Source organism: Raineyella sp. (assembly GCF_034933565.1).
GTDB lineage: Bacteria > Actinomycetota > Actinomycetes > Propionibacteriales > Propionibacteriaceae > Raineyella.
On sequence record NZ_JAYFNG010000024.1, the window covers coordinates 54,704 to 71,258 of the forward strand.

The following is a 16,555-nucleotide window of genomic DNA, read 5'->3' on the forward strand; positions in this document are numbered from 1 at the left end:
GGGAACGGCTGGGGCGTCCGCCGGGTCGGCGGACCTTCCCCATCGTAGGGGGTCGACGGGAATCCGCCGACCCCTCGTCACCCGCGGGAGTGCCGGTACCGGCGTCCGGTCACGGCGGACGGCACGATCGCCATCACCTCGGGCTGGTCACCCTCGATCCATGGGTGGATCCCGCTGGCGGCGGCCTCGGCCTCATCGCCCTCCAGCGCGGTCGCGAAGCCGCGGACGACGACGCTCACGCTCTCCTGGTCGGTGATCGCGTCGACCTCGTAGGCGACGGTGCCCTGCTCGTCGATGGCCAGCAGCTTCGACCCCTGGCCGGTCTCGAAGACGATCTGCTGGTCGCGGACGGCGTGGCTGATCGGAACGATGTTGACCTCTCCGTCGAGCACGTACGCCAGTCGACCGACGGACTGCTCGGTGAGGACCGCCCAGCAGGCCTCGGGGGTCAGTTCCTCCATGCGCTCGGGCTCCATCGGTACTCCTTCGTCTGGTGGGGCTTCAGGTCCGTCGGGTGTGGCGGCCGGGCCGGCCCGGGTGGCTCACGCCGTCGGGTCCGGCTCGTTCCCTGAGCGTACCCACCCGCGGTCGTCCCCGTCACCGCGGGAGGGGGTTCCGATCGGTGCCGGGATTTCGATCCGGTGCCGGACGGTGCCGGACGCTCGATCTGGTGCCGGACGCTCGATCGGTGCCAGACTTTCGGGTCAGTGCCAGACTGAGGGCGTGTCGGATCGCGACTGGTCGCAACGCAACGAAAGGCAGTACATGACTGAACGTGCAAGCATCGGCGTCGTCGGCATGGCGGTGATGGGGTCGAACCTGGCCCGGAACTTCGCCAACCACGGCCACCGGGTGGCGATCTTCAACCGTACCTACGAGAAGACCGAGAAGGTCATGGCCGAGCATCCGGAGGCCGGCTTCCTCGCCGCGCGGACCCCGGAAGAGCTCGTCGCCGGCCTCGAGAAGCCCCGCCGGATCATGATGATGGTCAAGGCCGGTGCCGCCACCGATGCGACCATCGACACCTTCGCCCCGCTGCTGGAGGACGGCGACATCCTGATCGACGGCGGCAACGCGTTCTACAAGGACACCCAGCGTCGCGAGATCGCGCTCCGCGACAAGGGCGTCCACTTCGTCGGCGTCGGCGTTTCCGGCGGCGAGGAGGGGGCACTGCACGGTCCCTCGATCATGCCCGGCGGCTCCGCCCACTCCTACGAGTTCCTCGGCCCGCTACTGGAGGACATCTCGGCCAAGTTCCACGGTGAACCGTGCTGCACCTACATCGGCACCGACGGCGCCGGCCACTTCGTCAAGATGGTGCACAACGGCATCGAGTACTCCGACATGCAGGGCATCGGCGAGGCCTTCAGCCTGCTGCGCGCGGCAGGCCTGACAGTGCCGGAGATCTCCGACATCTTCCGCGAATGGAACAAGGGCGAGCTCGACTCGTACCTGATCGAGATCACCTCCCGGGTGCTCGACCAGGTCGACGCGAAGACCGGCAAGCCGCTGGTCGACGAGATCGTCGACGCGGCCGGCCAGAAGGGCACCGGCTCCTGGACCGCCCAGGTCTCCCTCGAGCTCGGCGTGGACGTGAACGCCATCGCCGAGTCCGTCTTCGCCCGCTCGATCTCGTCCTCCCCCGAGCTGCGCGCCGCCCTGCAACCACTGCTCCAGGGCCCGGACCGCACCATCGCCGTCGAGGACCGGGACGCCTTCGTCGAGGACGTCCGCCAAGCACTGTGGGCCTCCAAGGTGGTCGCCTACTCCCAGGGCCTGGACCTGATCCGGATCGGCGCCCAGGAGTACGGCTGGGACATCGACGTGGCCGCCGTCGCCAGGATCTGGCGGGCCGGCTGCATCATCCGCGCCAAGCTGCTCGACCGGATCTCCAACGAGTACGCGGCCGGCAACCTCACCAACCTGCTCGAGGCCCCCTCGCTGATCGCGGACATGGCCGCCGCGCAGGACGGCTGGCGCCGTACGCTCGGGCGTGCGATCGCCTCCGGCGTGGCGACTCCGGTCTTCTCGGCCGCGCTCGCCTACTACGACAGCGCCCGGTCGCCGCGGCTGCCCGCCTTCCTGATCCAGGGGCAGCGGGACTTCTTCGGCGCCCACACCTACCGGCGTGTCGACGAGGAGGGTACCTTCCACACCGAGTGGTCGGGCGACCGCTCGGAGACGAAGCTGAGCTGACCCGACCGTTCCCGGTCACCGCCCTGCGATGACCGGGAACAGTCCGGGACACCACGAGTCAGGACACCACGAGTCAGGACACCACGAGGGGCCGGTCCGATGGACCGGCCCCTCGTGTGTTGGCAGGGGTCATCGTCGGGCCGGGTCAGCCGACCTTCTCCTCGGTCACCTCACCGTCGAGCCGCAGCACGCCGTAGCTGTAGCCCTTGCGGCGGTACACCACGCTCGGCACGCCCGCGTCGGCGTCCTGGAAGAGGAAGAAGTCGTGCCCGACCAGCTCCATCTGATCCAGCGCCTGGGCCAGGGTCATCGGTGTCTTCGGGTGCGACTTCTCGCGCACGACGAGCGGTCCCTCCCCGGTCACCTCGATCCCGGCGACCGTACGGGTCTCCCCCTCCGAGGATTCCTCCGACGGCGCCAGCGCCAGCTCGGGCAGATCCGCGGCCGCCTCGTAGAGGGCGGTCGGACGACGCCGGCCGTGGTGCACCTTGCGTCGGTCGGACGCCCGCCGCAGCTGGGCCCGCAGCCGGTCCATCGCCAGCTCGAAAGAGGCGAACTTGTCCGGGTCCGCGGCCTCCGCGCGGACGACCGGGCCTTTCGAGAGCAGGGTGATCTCAGTGCGGTAGGTCTGGTTGGGCTGCTTCTCGGTCCCGTAGGACGAGAGCTGCACGTCCACACGGATCACGCGATCCCTGAGGCGCTCGATCTTCCCGATCTTGTCCAGCACGTGCAGCCTGTAGTCCTCGGGCACCTTGGTGTGCCGGCCAGTGACGTTGACGTCCATGGCAACCTCCCGTCTCAGAAACGGCCGACCGCCCGTCGGTCGACGGGCTCCTTATCGGCCCTGACATGCGAAGGGCACCGCGTTCCCCCTTGCCGTGGGACAGGACCTGTGTCGGTCGTGTCCCGCCGGATTCATTGGGGTACCGGTGCCATGCACCTACGGTACTCGTGCCCCTGTGCCGCCACCAGCCTGTTCGTCCTAAGTCACATCGAGGTCATCGACCCGTCGGATCCGGCTGGGCCGCGCCGCCCGCGGCGGGCGTGACACGGGACCGACACATCCGGCCCACATTCCTCATCGGGCCGTAACACAGCGACCGAACCGTGGAAACAGACGGCCTGTTCACTGATCGCCATGAACACTCCCATCGATGCCGGCGACACCGCCTGGGTACTGATCAGTGCCGCGCTGGTGCTGCTGATGACGACACCCGCGCTCGCCCTCTTCTACGGCGGCATGACCCGTACGAAGAACACGCTGAACATGATGATGATGTCGTTCTCCGCCCTTGCCGGGGTCGGAGTGCTCTGGGTGCTCTTCGGGTACTCGGCAGCGTTCGGCAACTCCCTGGGCGGCCTCGGTCTGCTGGGCAATCCGCTCGAGGCCGCCGGGCTCAGGGGCCTGATGGACAAGAACGCCGTGGCCGGCACCGTCCCCGCCCTCGCCTTCGTCGCCTTCCAGGCCGCCTTCGCGGTCATCGCGGTCGCGCTGATCTCCGGCGCCGTCGCCGACCGGATGAAATTCAGTGCCTGGATCGTCTTCTCGCTGGTCTGGGCGAGCATCGTCTACTTCCCGGTGGCCCACTGGGTCTTCGCCTTCACCTCCGCCGACGGCACCGTGGTCGGCGGCTGGATCGCCAACCAGTTGAAGGCGATCGACTTCGCCGGTGGCACCGCGATCCACATCAACGCCGGTGCTGCGGGGCTGGCTCTCGCCATCGTCCTCGGCAAGCGTCAGGGCTTCGGCAGGACCCCGATCCGGCCCGGCAACCTGGTCTCGGTGATGCTCGGCTCCGCCCTGCTGTTCGTCGGCTGGTTCGGCTTCAACGCCGGGTCCGCGCTGGGCGCCAACTGGATCGCCGCCACCGCGTTCGTCAACACTCTCGCCGCCACCGCCGCGGCGATCATCGGCTGGCTCGTCGTGGAGCGGATCCGCGACGGTCACGCCACCTCCCTGGGGGCCGCCTCCGGTGTGGTCGCCGGCCTGGTCGGCATCACCCCCGCCGCCCACTCCGTCTCGCCGGTGGGCGCCCTGCTCCTCGGTGTCGGGGTCGGCGCGCTGTGCGCGCTGGCCGTCCCGCTGAAGTTCCGCCTCGGCTACGACGACGCGCTCGACGTCGTCGGCGTGCACCTGGTCGGCGGCTTCGTCGGCACCGTCCTGATCGGTCTGCTGGCCGATCCCACCTCCCCGGCCGGCGTCGCCGGCCTGTTCTACGGCGGCGGCTTCGGTCAGCTGGGCCGCCAGTTCATCGGCGCCATGGCGGTCCTGGTCTTCTCCTTCGTCCTGTCCTTCTTGATCGCCATCGTGATCAAGAAGATGATGGGAATCCGGGTGGATGAGGAGACCGAGCGGGTCGGTATCGATATCGTGACCCACGCCGAGCAAGCGTACGACTTCACCGCCCCGGCCGGCGGCTCCCCCATGCACGTCGGTCACGGATCCGCCGCGGGCACCACCGACAAGGAGCACCTCTCATGAAGCTCGTCACCGCCATCATCAAGCCGCACCGTCTGGACCCGGTCAAGGATGCCCTGATCGCCCTGGGCGTGTCCGGGATGACCATCTCCGAGGTCGCCGGATACGGCCGCCAGCGGGGCCACAGCGAGGTCTACCGCGGAGCGGAGTACACGGTGGACTTCGTCCCGAAGATCCGCCTGGAGATCGTCATCGAGGACGCCGACGCCGACCGGGTGGTGCAGACCATCGTCACCGAGGCCGACACCGGCAAGATCGGTGACGGCAAGATCTGGACCATCCCGGTGGAGGACGTGGTCCGGGTCCGCACCGGTGAGCGGGGCCTGGACGCCCTGTGACCTGACCATGGTCGACACGTCCACCATCCGCTCCGAGCGGCTGTCCGTCGCCGGCGCCCCGCGACCTTCGGGCCGGGGCGCCGGTGCCCTGTCCAGGGCCCACATCACCGCCGTCACCGAACAGTGGCTCCGGGATCTGTGGGTGGAGGCGACGACCGGCCACCCAGAGCCCCTCGATCCCGGTCCCGGGATCGCGCTGGCCTGTTCGGGCAGCCTGGCCCGCCGGGAGTCGGGGCCGTTGAGCGACCTGGACCTCGAGCTTCTGCTGGACCACCGCTGCCGGCTGGGCCGCGACCGGGTCGCCGAGATCGCCGAACGCCTCTGGTACCCGATCTGGGACAGCCGGCTCGGCATGGACCACGCCGTCCGGACCATCGACCAGTCCCGGGCGGCCGCCCGCGCCGACCTCGCGACCGCGGCCTCCGCCCTGGACGTACGCTGCGTCGCCGGCGACGACCACGTGGTGAGCACGCTGCGCGGGATCCTCGCGGCCGACTGGCGCACCGACGCCCGCAAGCGGCTGCCCGAGCTGGAGGAGTCGATCCGGGCCCGGCACGCCCGCAACGGCGACCTCGACCAGACGCTGGACCCCGATCTGAAGGAGGGCAACGGCGGCCTGCGGGACATGACGGTGCTGCGGGCGCTGGCCGCGTCGTGGCTCGCGGACTATGCGCACGAACGGGCCGAGCCGGCCCACCATCTCCTCCTTGACACCCGTGACGCCCTCCAGGTCGTCACCGGTCGCGCCCGCAACGAACTGGTGCTGCAGGAGCACGACGCAGTGGCGGCCCGGCTCGGCCTCGACACCGACGAGATGCTCCGCCGGGTCTCGGCCGGTGGTCATACGGTCGCCCACGAGTTGCAGGCGACACTGCGCCGCGCGCTGCAGGCCCGCGCGCCCCGTCGGGGTATCCCCCGGCGCAGGCCCGCACTGCGGATGCTCGGCGACGGCTGCTACGTCCACGAGGGTGAGATCGTGCTGGGCAAGGGGGCCGACCAGGACGACCCGATGCTGCCGCTGGTGCTGGCCCGACACGCCGCCGCCGAGGACCTGCCGATCTCCGACATCACCGCCCGCAACCTGGCCGCCCGGACCCCCGACCTGCCGACGCCCTGGCCGACGCCCGCACTGGCCGCACTCGTCGCCCTGCTCGCCACGGGTGCGCCGTTGCTGGGGGTCTGGGACGCCCTGGACGACGCCGGCCTGATCAGCCGGTGGATCCCGGCCTGGGATGGGATCCATTCCCGCCACCAGCGCAACAGCCTCCACCGGTGGACCGTCGACCGTCACACCCTCGAGTGCGTCATCCTCGCCGCGGGGATGACCGACCGCGTCCGGCGTCCCGACGTGCTGCTGCTGGCGGCGCTCTTCCACGACATCGGCAAAGTCGCCGGTGCCCGCGACCACAGCGCCGTCGGCGCCGGGATCGCCCGCGACGCCCTGCCCCGGCTCGGCGTCGATCCTGACACCCGGGAGACGGTCGTCAGCCTGGTCCGCAACCATCTGGCGCTGGCGGCTCTGGCCTCCCGGGAGGATCCCGAGGAACCTGCGGCGATCGAGCGCCTCTGCGCAGTGGTCGATCACGACCCGGAGCTGCTGGAGCAGCTCGCCACCCTGACCGAGGCCGATGCCCGGGCGACCGGCCCGGGCGTCTGGACCACCTGGCGGGCCGACCGCGCCCAGCAGTTCGTCACGGCGGCCCGCCGCCGGCTGGCCGAGCAGACCCCGGCGACTCGCTGACCGACGGGTCCCGCGGGGTCGCCGCCACCGTCGCGGCGCCGAGCACCCGCAGGCCGCCCTGCCGCAGCACCCGGGCCATCTCGGCCAGCGTGGCACCGGTGGTGATCACGTCGTCCACCGGCACCACGACCGCCCCGGCCACCGGCCGGCGTGTCAGTACCAGGCTGCCGGACAGGTTCGCCTCGCGTTCCCCGGCGTCGAGTCCGGCCTGGTCGGCGGTCCGTCCCCGCATCCGTACCAACGGCACCGACACCACCGGCAGGCCGGTGGCGGGGCCGATCCGGGCAGCCGCTCCCGAAGCGAGCCGGGCGGTGACGTCGCTGCCCCGCCGCAGCACGGCCATCCGGCGGGAGGGCGCCGGGACCAGGACGACCGGCCCGGGCCGCCAGATACCGTCCTCGACGCAGCGGTGGAGCAGCGTCACCACCGACCAGGCCAGCCGCTCGCCGAGCAGGCCGCCGAGTCCCCAGGCAGAGGCCTCCTTGTAGCGGTGCACCAGGCCCCGCACCGGGCCGGTGTACGGCATCGAGGCCACCGTCATCGGCAGCCCTCGCGGGGTGGGGCGGGGCCGGACGATCCGCGGACCGTGGGCGGCGATCCACTCCAGGCAGCCGGGGCAGACCGTCGGCCCCGGTCGACCGCAGCCGGCACACGTACGCCCCAGCAGCAGGTCGGCCGCCGCTTCGCGCAGGGTCGTGTCCATGGCACCGGTGTGGGCCGTTCCGGCTCCCGGAAGGCGATCAGCCCCACCGCTGTGGATGGGCGGCCCCGGCGGACCACCGCTGTGGACGGTCCGGTGAGCGTGGGCGGCGCCGCTGCGTGCCGCCCCGGGCAGGCGCGAGTCCAGCCGACCCAGACGGCGGATCCCGGATAGGTGGGGCCGGCCGAGGTCGACAGCCGATCCGAGGTGGGCGGAGAGTCAGCCAGGCGGCCGATCAGCCCGGGTAGGCGGCGGCGGTGATCGTACCCGACAGCCGCGGCCAGGTGAAGACGTCCTCGTAACGCCAGGCCCCGCCCTGGTCGCCGACGACCACCATCCGGGTACTCTCCGGGTTCGGCAGGGTCGCGATCGACCGGGCCTGCCAGCCGTCCGGCTGCCCGATCTGTTGCACGGCGACGGTGCTGAGGTCGAGCCGGTACGGACTCGGCTGGGTGCTCTCCTGACCGGCGCCGAGCACGGCCAGACCCATCGGGCCGATCCAGCCGATGTCGCTGACCGAGGTGAGCTGCGCCTGGCCGCTGGTGGCGAGTGGGACGACCTGCAGGCCCTCGACGCGGATGGTCCCACCGTGGCGGTCGACCCGGGCCAGCGCCAGCGTGGTGTGGCCGTCGCGCTCGATGACCACCGCCATCCGTACCCCGTCCGGGGACAGCCGGAAACTGCTGATCCGCGCCCCGGCGAGGTCCCCGGCGTCCACGTCGTGCAGCTGGTCGCCCTGGGCCACCTGGATCCGCTGATGACCCGGTTCACCGGACACCAGCCACAGCTCACCGGTCCGCGCGAACTGCGGGCGGAGCACCTGGGACAGGCCGGTGAAGGTCGCTGTGGTGGTGCCGGCCGACAGGTCGAAGGTGGTCACCCGGGTCCCGGCCCCGGTGACGACCGCCGCGGTGTCCGCCGCGGCCGTGACGGCGAGACTCTCCGGCACCACTCCCCCCTGACCGAAAGGCCCCGGGACCGGGACGATCGTGCTGGTCTGATCGCCCTGGTCGACCCGGACGACCCTGCGGTCGACGATCGCGAAGAGCCGGTTGTCCAGCCCGGCCGGGACCGGCGACATGACCGGCAGCGCCTTCACCGGCACGACCGAGTTCTGACCGGCCAGGTCACCGAGGGCGTACGAGGCGCCGTTGTGCAGCACCTTCACCCCCGTCACCGACGGCACCTGGGCGAGGGTCCAGGTGAGCTGCCCGGCGATGAGCCGACGCTGCTGCATGTCCAGACTGTCGATCGGGCCGCCGAGGTCGACCGTGGCGACCCCGGCCCCGTCCACGGTGACGTCGTTCCGCAGCGTCGTGCCGCCCGGAATGGCGCTGCTGACGGCGGGCCCGATCCAGTCCCCCGGCCCGGCCAGCAGGGCGCGCACCAGCGTCGAGGGCGTACGTCTCCCCTGGGCCAGCGAGACCGGGTCGGGCACCAGGTACTGCCCGCCCGGCTCGGGCCAATAGAGGTTGGGGTGCTGGAAGAAGTTGTCGAAGACGAACTGACTGACCAACAGGCCCTGGGGCGGCGCCGAGATCCGCCACTGGCCGTCCGCCCCACGCTGGAGGCCGAAGTCGGTGGACAACTGCTCCTTGACCGGGGTGAAGGTCCCGCGGGCATCGACCCGGCCGGTGACCGGGGTGTTGAGGATCACCCGACCGTCGGACTCGGCCAGCGAGTGCCCGTCGGCGTAGACGGTGACACCCGACATCGGCTGCCAGTTGTTCCGCACCGCCGCGGTGAGGTAGAGCCTGGCGGTCGCGTAATCCGGCTCGTACGCCGCCATCGCCTGCAGGAAGCCGTCCACGATCGCCCGCGGCGAGCTGTTGGGCGCCGGTGGCTGGGCGGCGATCTCGACCTGGGACGTCGAGCGGGTGCTGGCCTGGTCGCCACGGACGACCGGCCCGCCGCTCGGGACGGACACGCAGCCGCCGAGCAGCGTGGCGACCACCAGCGCCAGCAGCGCCCGGGCCGGGTGTCGGCGCCTCGTCGATCTCCTGGTCATGCCGGGGCCTCCTCTCCGGTGTCGGGCGCGGGGACCGGATCGGTCGCGGCGCGCTCCTGCGCCGCAGCGTGCTCGCGGGCGGCTGCCTGGGCCTGGGCGTCGAGGAAATCGCGCGGCACGATCGGCAGCGGCGAGACCTCGACCAGGCCGCCCGGGGTGCGCGGGACGGTGAGGCGGAACTGGGCCCCCTGTCCGGGCCGGCCCCAGGCGTTCAGCGTGCCGCCGTGCAGCCGCGCGTCCTCCATCGCGATGGCCAGTCCCAGTCCGGAGCCGCCGACGGTCCGGGCCCGGGAGGGGTCGGCGCGCCAGAAGCGGTGGAACACCATCCTGGCCTGGTCGGCGGCGAAGCCGACACCGTGGTCGCGCACCGTCACCGCGACGGCCCGCTCGTCCCCGACCACGGTGATCTCGATCGGCCGGGACTCGCCGTGCTCGATGGCGTTGGTGATCAGGTTGCGCAGGATCCGCTGGATCCGGCGCGGATCCACCTCGGCGTACGCCGGTTCGGCAGCACGGACGACGATCGGGGTGTCCTTGCTCTCGGCGAAGGGCCGCTGGGCCTCCACCTCGGCCTCGACGATCTCCACCAGATCGGCCTTCGCCTCGCTGAGCACCGCCGCACCGGCGTCGAACCGGGAGATCTCCAGCAGGTCGTCCAGCAGCGAGGCGAACCGCTCGAGCTCGTCGTGCAGCAGCTCGGCGGACCGCCGTGTCGCCGGATCGAAGTCGTCGCGCGCCTCATAGAGGAAGTCGCCGGCCATCCGCACCGTCGTCAGGGGCGTACGCAGCTCGTGGGACACGTCGGAGACGAACTGCTGCTGGACCTGGGAGAGGTTCTCCAGCTGGCTGATCCGGGTCTGGAGCTCCGAGGCCATGTTGTTCATCGAGGTGGCCAGCCGGGCGACGTCGTCGGTCCCGCGGACCGGCATCCGGTCGGCCATGTTGCCCGAGGCGAGGGCCTCGGCGGCCTGCCGGGCGGCCCGGACCGGGATGACCACCTGCCGGGCGACGAACGCGGCCACCAGCCCGAGGGCGACGAGCAGGATGACCCAGGTGGTGATCACCGCGCTGCGCAGCACCTGCAGGGTCTGGGTCTCCTGGGTCAGCGGGAAGACCAGATAGACCGGAAAGCGCCCGGCACCCGGCGCGTTCAGCGCCGATCCGACCGCCCAACCGGGCTCGGTGTGCCCGTCCTCGTACACGATCAGGGTGGCCGAGGCCCAGACCCCGCCGGCCCGCGACACCTGGTCGGAGAGCCCCGTCGGGACCGATTCCGGCTGCATCCCGCCGGACCGGAAACTCGACACCGGTCCCTGGACGAGGACGTGGTACTGGCCGCTGACACTGCCCCGCTTGTCCAGGTCGATGGCGACCTTGCTGAGGATCTCGTTCAGGTTCCCGGCGGCGAGGTCGGTGGTCAGCATCTGGGTCTGGGCGGTGTCGAAGGCGACCTCGGCCTCCGCCATCGCCGCGGTGCGCTTGCCCTGGATCACCCCGTCACTGGCCTGCTGCATCAGCAGGAAGCCGGCCGCCACCAGCACCGCCGTGGAGGCCAGCACGGTGCTGGTCACCACCCGCATCGGCAGCGAGCCGCGCCAGACGTCCAGGGGGTGGCGGAAGAAGCGCCGGAGTGCCTGGCCGAACCACCGCAGCGCACCGGCCACCCGAGCGGGAAGCCTGCGGGCCATCAGGTCAGTCGATCCGCTGGCCCGCCGTCACGCCGGCCTTGTAGCCGACGCCGCGGACCGTGAGCACGATCTGGGGGTGTTCGGGGTCCTTCTCGATCTTGGAGCGCAGCCACTGGACGTGCACGTTCACCAGCCGGGTGTCGGCGGCGTGGCGGTAGCCCCAGACCTGTTCCAGCAGCACCTCCCGGCTGAACACCTGGCGGGGCTTGCGGGCCAGCGCCAGCAGCAGGTCGAACTCCAGCGGCGTCAGGGGGATCTCCTGGTCGCCGCGGCGTACGGAATGCGACTCGACGCTGATCTGCAGGTCGCCGATCGACAGGCTCTCGGCGGGATGCTCGGTGGGCAGGCGACGCAGCCGGGTGCGGACCCGGGCGATCAGTTCCTTGGCCTTGAACGGTTTGGCGATGTAGTCGTCCGCCCCGGCCTCCAGGCCGGCCACCACATCGGTGGTGTCGGACTTGGCGGTGAGCATCACCACGGGCACGTCGGACTCGGCGCGGATCTCCCGGCAGATCTCCACCCCGTCCTTGCCCGGCAGCATGACGTCGAGCAGCACCAGATCCGGCTGGACCTCGCGCAGGACGTCCATCGCCTCGTCACCGCGGCCGACCCAGGAGGTGGCGAAGCCCTCCTGCTGGAGCACCAGCTGCAGCATCTCGGCCAGTGCCGCGTCGTCGTCGACCACCAGGATCGTCGCCCGCGACATCGCAGGCCGGGCTCCGTACGCCACAGTTGGTCTCCTTGTCGTCTGCCGGTGTCCCCATCCTAATCACACGCCGTGCCTGACCCCGGATCGGTCAATTGAGGTGTGGAACGTCCGTCCAGGTCGAGTAGACGGCCAGCTCGCCGCCCTGGCGATGCAGCACCTCGCGCCACAACGTCCACGGTGAGTGGCCGAAGACATCGGTGTACGCGGCCGGCACGACGTACCAGAGCCCGCGACCGATCTCGGTCTCCATCTGCCACGGCGACCACCCGGCATAGCCGGCGAAGATCCGGATGTCGTCGTACGTGCCGGCGACCAGCTCCAGCGGCGTGTCCAGGTGCAGCAGGCCGATCCGGCCCACCACCGGCCGCCACCCCGGGGGTTCCTCCGCAGGATCCTTCACGCTGGCCAGGCAGACCGCACCCTCGGGCAGGACCGGCCCGCCCTGGTAGAGGACCCGGGGGACGCTGACCACGTCGACCCAGTCGGGCAGCACCCGCTCCAGCGACAGATCGGCGCGCTTGTTGAGCACCACCCCGAGGGCACCGTCGTCGTCGGCGTCGACCAAGAAGATCACGGACTGCTCGAAGACGCCGCCGTCGCGCACGTCGACGGTCGACACCAGTAGGTCTCCGCGCCGCGGCCGACGTACCTCCACCGGACCATTGTGGCCCGGCTCAGGAGACGTTGGCCGCCTCTTCCAGCTGTTCGGCGATCTGCACGTAGAACTCGCGCACCGCCGCCGATCCGAGCACCGGACCGCCCGCGAGCAGCCCGTCGGCGCCGAGCAGCACCGCACCGGGTGTCCCGCCGACGCCGAGCGTACGGCCGACCTCCCCCGCCGGGTCGATCCATGCGGTCTCCACCCAGACCGGCGCCCCCGGCATGTCCGGGGCCCCGGCGGAGACCACGACCCGGATCCCGATCGGTAGTTCCCGGGCCATCCACCGGGGCAGGTCGCGGGCGATGCCGGCGCACGACCCGCAGCCCGGCGACAGGAAGAGCAGCAGCTGCGCGCCGCCGGCGGCCAGCGAGCGCAGCGGGACCGGGTGCCCGTCGGGATCGGTCAGCGTCACGTCCGGGATCTCCTCGCGCAGATACTCCTCGAGGTCCTCCGCATCCTCCGCCGCTACCGGGACCGGCTCCGGTGCGGTCACGTCCGCGGGAGCTCCGGCCACGGCCAGCACCGCCACCGCGACCGCGACGACCGCGCCGAGGACCCAGCCCCAGACGGCCGGGGTGGCGAGCCGGCCGATCACCGAGCCACCGGCGGCGGCATCGACGACCGCGACGGCCGCTGCGATCACCAGGAGGATGTTGCGGGCGAGGGTCCGCCTCGACACCGGTGCCGTGTCCGCGGCGCCGAAGCAACCGCACGAGACCGGCCCGGGGGCCCGGACGGCGAGCACCACCAGTACGAGGTAGGCGGTCATCAGTACGGCGCCCGCCGCCACCGGCAGCAGGTTCCACGGGGCGGGCACCAGCAGGATGCCCAGCCCGATGACACACTCGGCCACGGGGTGCCAGCGGCGGACGGCGGGCGAGCCGATCCAGGCCGGCAGACCGGCCCCCTCGAAGGCCGTGTGGGCGAGGTCGGGGTGTCGCCACTTCCCCACGGCCGCCGCGAGCAAGGTCACGGCGACGACCACGGAGGCGAGAACAAGGAAGTCGGGCACGCGCCGATTCTAGGTGGCGGGTCCGGACAGGCAGAACGGGTGTCCCGCCGCAGCGGGACACCCGTTCGTCAACAAGGGTGGTGGAGATGCGGGGAATCGAACCCCGGTCCATGACAGGCAGCTCAGACATTCTCCGGGCGCAGCTGGCTAGGCGTTCTGCTCGGCTCCCACCCTCACGCCAGCAAGTGGTGGACGAGCCCAGTCACAGTAAGTTTCCCCGTTCACGCCCTGTGACGCGAGGCGACGGGTAGTTCCCTTGATGAGGCCAGACACCGAGCCGGGAACACTCCCGGGCTGACCCTTCGATCACTGCTCAGGCAGCGAGAGCGAAGTCAGTGCGCTTGTTGTTGGCACTTATTGGTTTCCAGGGGTCGTTAACGAGTTGACCCTGGCTCCTCGGCCCGCTTCTCCTGGGACAACACTCCCATGTCGAAACCGATCATCCCCTGTTGAGTTGTCCTCGCTGCCCCGCCCCCTGAGGGACGGACCCACGCGAGATCACCAGTGTAACGCACGCTCGCGCCCGGATCATCCCGCGGATCATCCGGCGCCCCGGATGTGGGATACGCGAGCCGTTCGACCGACCCCGACCCGCCGGCCGTCGCCCCGCCGACGCTCGTGCGGTTGTCCCCGTCCCGCCGCCCCTCGTCCGGTTGCACCCCCCTGCCCGCCGAACCCGCCCGGCTGCGCCTCCTCCGGTCACGGATCCGTCCGGGTCGAACGACGACGCCCACCCATGGCAGGAGTGCCGATGACAACAGTTCGGAAACGTCTCCGAAAACGTCGCCCGTGAGCTGCGCTTCTGGGTAAAGTGGAGCGACGTCCCGCCCGGAGGAGGCCGGTAGGTGTTCCGTGGACTCTTCGATCTCGACACTCCGCTGTGGCATGCCCTGGGCCGGGTGGCCGACATCGTGCTGCTCAATCTGCTGGCCCTGCTCACCTCGATCCCGCTGGTCACCGTCGGCGCCAGTCTGACCGCCCTCTACGACTGCGCCCGTCGGATCCAGTCCGACACCGGCGGTGGTACGACGGCGATGTACTTCACCTCCTTCCGGTCCAACCTGGGCCGTTCGACCGTGCTGCTGGCGGTGCTGGCGCCCCTCGGCGCGGCGCTGGCCCGGAGCTGGATGGTGGCACCGGTCCCCGGCCTGCTGCCCGCCCGGATCGGCCTCTCACTGGCCTATCTGCTGGTGTTCCCGTACGTGTGGGCACTGCAGGCGCGGTTCGACAACCCGCCGTGGCGCACCCTGCGCAACGCCGTGGTACTGGCCTTCGCCCGACTCCCACTGTCGCTGGCCGTACTGGGGATCCATCTGGCCCTTGGAACGCTGGTGGTGCTCGTCGCACTCCACCTTCCCCAGGGGCTGTTCCTGCTCGTCCTGCTGGGGTACCCGCTGGCGGTCTTCGCCGTCACGCCACTGCTCGAACGGGCCCTCGCCCCACTGCTCACCCAGGGGGTCGACACCGCCACCACATCGAGTGTCGAACGTAACACCTGGGGATAGTCGGAATCAGTTGCGGTCCCGGCCAGGGTGCCGTAGGTTCTCGGATCAGAACTTCCCGGAATCGTTTCCGAATCCGGTTCGAGTGCCCTAGATCCAATGGAGGAAGGCCGGGACAATGAAGTACCGCAAGCTCGCGTTGGCGCTCACTGCCAGCGCCACAGCATTCACTCTCGCCGGCACGCTCGCCGCGTGCTCGTCGACATCGAACCAAGGTGGCTCCGGAGGCGCCGGCAAGGTCTACTTCCTGAACTTCAAGCCGGAACAGGCTGACGACTGGAAGAACCTCGCGGCCGACTACACCAAGGAGACCGGCGTCAAGGTCAACGTCCAGACGGCGGCGTCCGGGACGTACGAGACCACCCTGAAGTCGGAGATGGCCAAGTCCGAGGCCCCGACCCTGTTCCAGGTCAACGGCCCGGTCGGCCTGGCCACGTGGAAGAGCTACGCCGCCGACCTCACCGACACCGCGATCTACACCGATCTGACGGACAAGAACCTCGCGCTGAAGAGCGACGACGGCAAGCAGGTGCTGGCGGTCCCGTACGCGATGGAGACGTACGGGATCATCTACAACAAGGCGCTGCTGAACAAGTACTTCGCGCTCCCGGGTGCGGCGGTCACCTCGGTCGACCAGATCAACAGCTTCGACACCCTGGCGAAGGTCGCCCAGGGCATCCAGGCGAAGAAGGACACCCTCGGTGTCCAGGGTGCGTTCACCTCGGCCGGCTTCGACTCCTCGTCCGACTGGCGCTTCAAGACCCACCTGGCGAACCTGCCGCTGTACTACCAGTTCAAGGCCAACCACGTGACCGGCCAGCCGGCCACCATCACCGACCAGTACCTGGACGGCTACCAGCGCATCTTCGACCTCTACATCAAGAACTCGACCACCCCGCCCTCCCAGCTGTCGGGCAAGACGGTCGATGACGCCAACTCCGAGTTCGCCCTCGGCAAGGCGGTCTTCTACCAGAACGGCACCTGGGCCTACAACAACATCAAGGGCAAGAGCGTCGCGGACTCCGACATGGGGATGCTGCCGATCTACATCGGCGCCGAGGGCGAGCAGAACCAGGGCCTGTGCACCGGCTCGGAGAACTACTGGGTGATCAACAACCAGGCGTCCAAGGCTGACCAGCAGGCCACCAAGGACTTCCTCAAGTGGGTGATCACCACCGACACCGGCAAGAACGCCATGGCCAAGACCATGGGCTTCGTGACGCCGTTCAACACCTTCGGGAACGTCCCGTCGACCAACCCGCTGGTGCTGGCCGATGCCGCCTACCAGAAGGCCGGCAAGACGCCGGTGTCGTGGAACTTCACCACGATGCCGTCCGATGAGTGGAAGAACGGCGTCGGTCAGGCGCTGCTGCAGTACGCCCAGGGCACCGGCTCCTGGGACAAGGTCCGGACGGCTTTCGTCGACAACTGGGCCACCGAGTACAAGCTGGCTCACGCCGGCTCCTGACCCACCCCCGGTGCGTGGTGCGGGGGTCCCGCCGCCGGGGCCCCCCCCCCACC

The 16,555-nt window shown here is 70.6% G+C and carries 14 protein-coding genes and 1 other RNA gene; 6 read left to right on the forward strand and 9 right to left on the reverse strand.

Annotated elements, in window-relative coordinates:
* Positions 1-77 precede the first annotated feature (77 nt).
* Complete coding sequence (locus VB059_RS08080; protein ID WP_323421506.1) at positions 78-476, reverse strand: pyridoxamine 5'-phosphate oxidase family protein; 399 nt, start codon at positions 474-476, stop codon at positions 78-80.
* A gap of 289 nt (positions 477-765) precedes the next feature.
* On the opposite strand from VB059_RS08080, the gene gndA reads away from it, so the two are divergent.
* Entirely contained in the window at positions 766-2,196 is a 1,431-nt protein-coding gene (gndA, locus tag VB059_RS08085) for an NADP-dependent phosphogluconate dehydrogenase (protein ID WP_323421507.1), read from the forward strand.
* A gap of 145 nt (positions 2,197-2,341) precedes the next feature.
* Here the strand turns inward: gndA and hpf are convergent, their stop codons facing one another.
* The gene (gene hpf / locus VB059_RS08090; protein WP_323421508.1) at positions 2,342-2,980 is read right to left on the reverse strand and encodes a ribosome hibernation-promoting factor, HPF/YfiA family; all 639 of its coding nucleotides are present in this window, start codon (positions 2,978-2,980) and stop codon (positions 2,342-2,344) included.
* A 354-nt stretch (positions 2,981-3,334) separates the two neighbouring features.
* Between hpf and VB059_RS08095 the strand changes: the two genes are divergently transcribed.
* Genes VB059_RS08095 through VB059_RS08105 form a run of 3 tightly spaced genes read left to right on the forward strand, consistent with a single transcriptional unit; the run spans position 3,335 to position 6,754 of the window.
* The gene (locus tag VB059_RS08095) at positions 3,335-4,678 is read left to right on the forward strand and encodes an ammonium transporter (protein ID WP_323421509.1); all 1,344 of its coding nucleotides are present in this window, start codon (positions 3,335-3,337) and stop codon (positions 4,676-4,678) included.
* Positions 4,675-5,013 (forward strand): P-II family nitrogen regulator, encoded by a 339-nt coding sequence (locus VB059_RS08100; RefSeq protein ID WP_323421510.1) that lies wholly within the window; start codon positions 4,675-4,677, stop codon positions 5,011-5,013. Before VB059_RS08095 ends, VB059_RS08100 begins: the two co-directional genes overlap by 4 nt.
* A gap of 7 nt (positions 5,014-5,020) precedes the next feature.
* Positions 5,021-6,754, forward strand: coding sequence for an HD domain-containing protein (locus VB059_RS08105; protein ID WP_323421511.1), 1,734 nt, complete (start codon positions 5,021-5,023; stop codon positions 6,752-6,754).
* On the opposite strand, the gene VB059_RS08110 is transcribed toward VB059_RS08105, so the two are convergent.
* The 7 genes from VB059_RS08110 to ssrA form a co-directional block, all read right to left on the reverse strand.
* Positions 6,705-7,457, reverse strand: a complete 753-nt coding sequence (locus tag VB059_RS08110) for a ComF family protein (RefSeq protein WP_323421512.1) — start codon at positions 7,455-7,457, stop codon at positions 6,705-6,707. The two genes, VB059_RS08105 and VB059_RS08110, sit on opposite strands and share 50 nt — an antisense overlap.
* A 232-nt stretch (positions 7,458-7,689) precedes the next feature.
* A complete protein-coding gene (locus VB059_RS08115) occupies positions 7,690-9,462 on the reverse strand; it encodes an LpqB family beta-propeller domain-containing protein (protein WP_323421513.1) in 1,773 nt (590 codons plus the stop codon).
* Positions 9,459-11,150 (reverse strand): MtrAB system histidine kinase MtrB, encoded by a 1,692-nt coding sequence (gene mtrB, locus VB059_RS08120; RefSeq protein ID WP_323421514.1) that lies wholly within the window; start codon positions 11,148-11,150, stop codon positions 9,459-9,461. The genes VB059_RS08115 and mtrB overlap by 4 nt, the downstream gene beginning before the upstream one ends.
* A gap of 4 nt (positions 11,151-11,154) precedes the next feature.
* Positions 11,155-11,856 carry an MtrAB system response regulator MtrA gene (gene mtrA, locus VB059_RS08125; RefSeq protein ID WP_323421522.1) on the reverse strand — a complete coding sequence of 234 codons (702 nt, stop codon included), beginning with the start codon at positions 11,854-11,856 and terminating at the stop codon, positions 11,155-11,157.
* A gap of 91 nt (positions 11,857-11,947) precedes the next feature.
* Positions 11,948-12,514: a YqgE/AlgH family protein gene (locus VB059_RS08130; protein WP_323421515.1), complete on the reverse strand. Its 567-nt coding sequence runs from the start codon at positions 12,512-12,514 to the stop codon at positions 11,948-11,950.
* A 19-nt stretch (positions 12,515-12,533) separates the two neighbouring features.
* Positions 12,534-13,532, reverse strand: coding sequence for a TlpA family protein disulfide reductase (locus tag VB059_RS08135; protein ID WP_323421516.1), 999 nt, complete (start codon positions 13,530-13,532; stop codon positions 12,534-12,536).
* Between the two features lie 78 nt (positions 13,533-13,610).
* Positions 13,611-13,979: a transfer-messenger RNA gene (gene ssrA / locus VB059_RS08140) on the reverse strand.
* Positions 13,980-14,377: 398 nt separating this feature from the next.
* Between ssrA and VB059_RS08145 the strand changes: the two genes are divergently transcribed.
* The gene (locus VB059_RS08145; RefSeq protein ID WP_323421517.1) at positions 14,378-15,037 is read left to right on the forward strand and encodes a DUF624 domain-containing protein; all 660 of its coding nucleotides are present in this window, start codon (positions 14,378-14,380) and stop codon (positions 15,035-15,037) included.
* Positions 15,038-15,152: 115 nt separating this feature from the next.
* Positions 15,153-16,502, forward strand: a complete 1,350-nt coding sequence (locus tag VB059_RS08150; protein WP_323421518.1) for an ABC transporter substrate-binding protein — start codon at positions 15,153-15,155, stop codon at positions 16,500-16,502.
* Positions 16,503-16,555 lie beyond the last annotated feature (53 nt).

What these genes read in the sequence shown, in the direction of transcription:
- VB059_RS08080 (WP_323421506.1), bottom strand. Translation starts at nt 476, where the DNA reads ATGGAGCCCGAGCGCATGGAGGAACTGACCCCCGAGGCCTGCTGGGCG.
- gndA (WP_323421507.1), top strand. Translation starts at nt 766, where the DNA reads ATGACTGAACGTGCAAGCATCGGCGTCGTCGGCATGGCGGTGATGGGG.
- hpf (WP_323421508.1), bottom strand. Translation starts at nt 2,980, where the DNA reads ATGGACGTCAACGTCACTGGCCGGCACACCAAGGTGCCCGAGGACTAC.
- VB059_RS08095 (WP_323421509.1), top strand. Translation starts at nt 3,335, where the DNA reads ATGAACACTCCCATCGATGCCGGCGACACCGCCTGGGTACTGATCAGT.
- VB059_RS08100 (WP_323421510.1), top strand. Translation starts at nt 4,675, where the DNA reads ATGAAGCTCGTCACCGCCATCATCAAGCCGCACCGTCTGGACCCGGTC.
- VB059_RS08105 (WP_323421511.1), top strand. Translation starts at nt 5,021, where the DNA reads ATGGTCGACACGTCCACCATCCGCTCCGAGCGGCTGTCCGTCGCCGGC.
- VB059_RS08110 (WP_323421512.1), bottom strand. Translation starts at nt 7,457, where the DNA reads ATGGACACGACCCTGCGCGAAGCGGCGGCCGACCTGCTGCTGGGGCGT.
- VB059_RS08115 (WP_323421513.1), bottom strand. Translation starts at nt 9,462, where the DNA reads ATGACCAGGAGATCGACGAGGCGCCGACACCCGGCCCGGGCGCTGCTG.
- mtrB (WP_323421514.1), bottom strand. Translation starts at nt 11,150, where the DNA reads ATGGCCCGCAGGCTTCCCGCTCGGGTGGCCGGTGCGCTGCGGTGGTTC.
- mtrA (WP_323421522.1), bottom strand. Translation starts at nt 11,856, where the DNA reads ATGTCGCGGGCGACGATCCTGGTGGTCGACGACGACGCGGCACTGGCC.
- VB059_RS08150 (WP_323421518.1), top strand. Translation starts at nt 15,153, where the DNA reads ATGAAGTACCGCAAGCTCGCGTTGGCGCTCACTGCCAGCGCCACAGCA.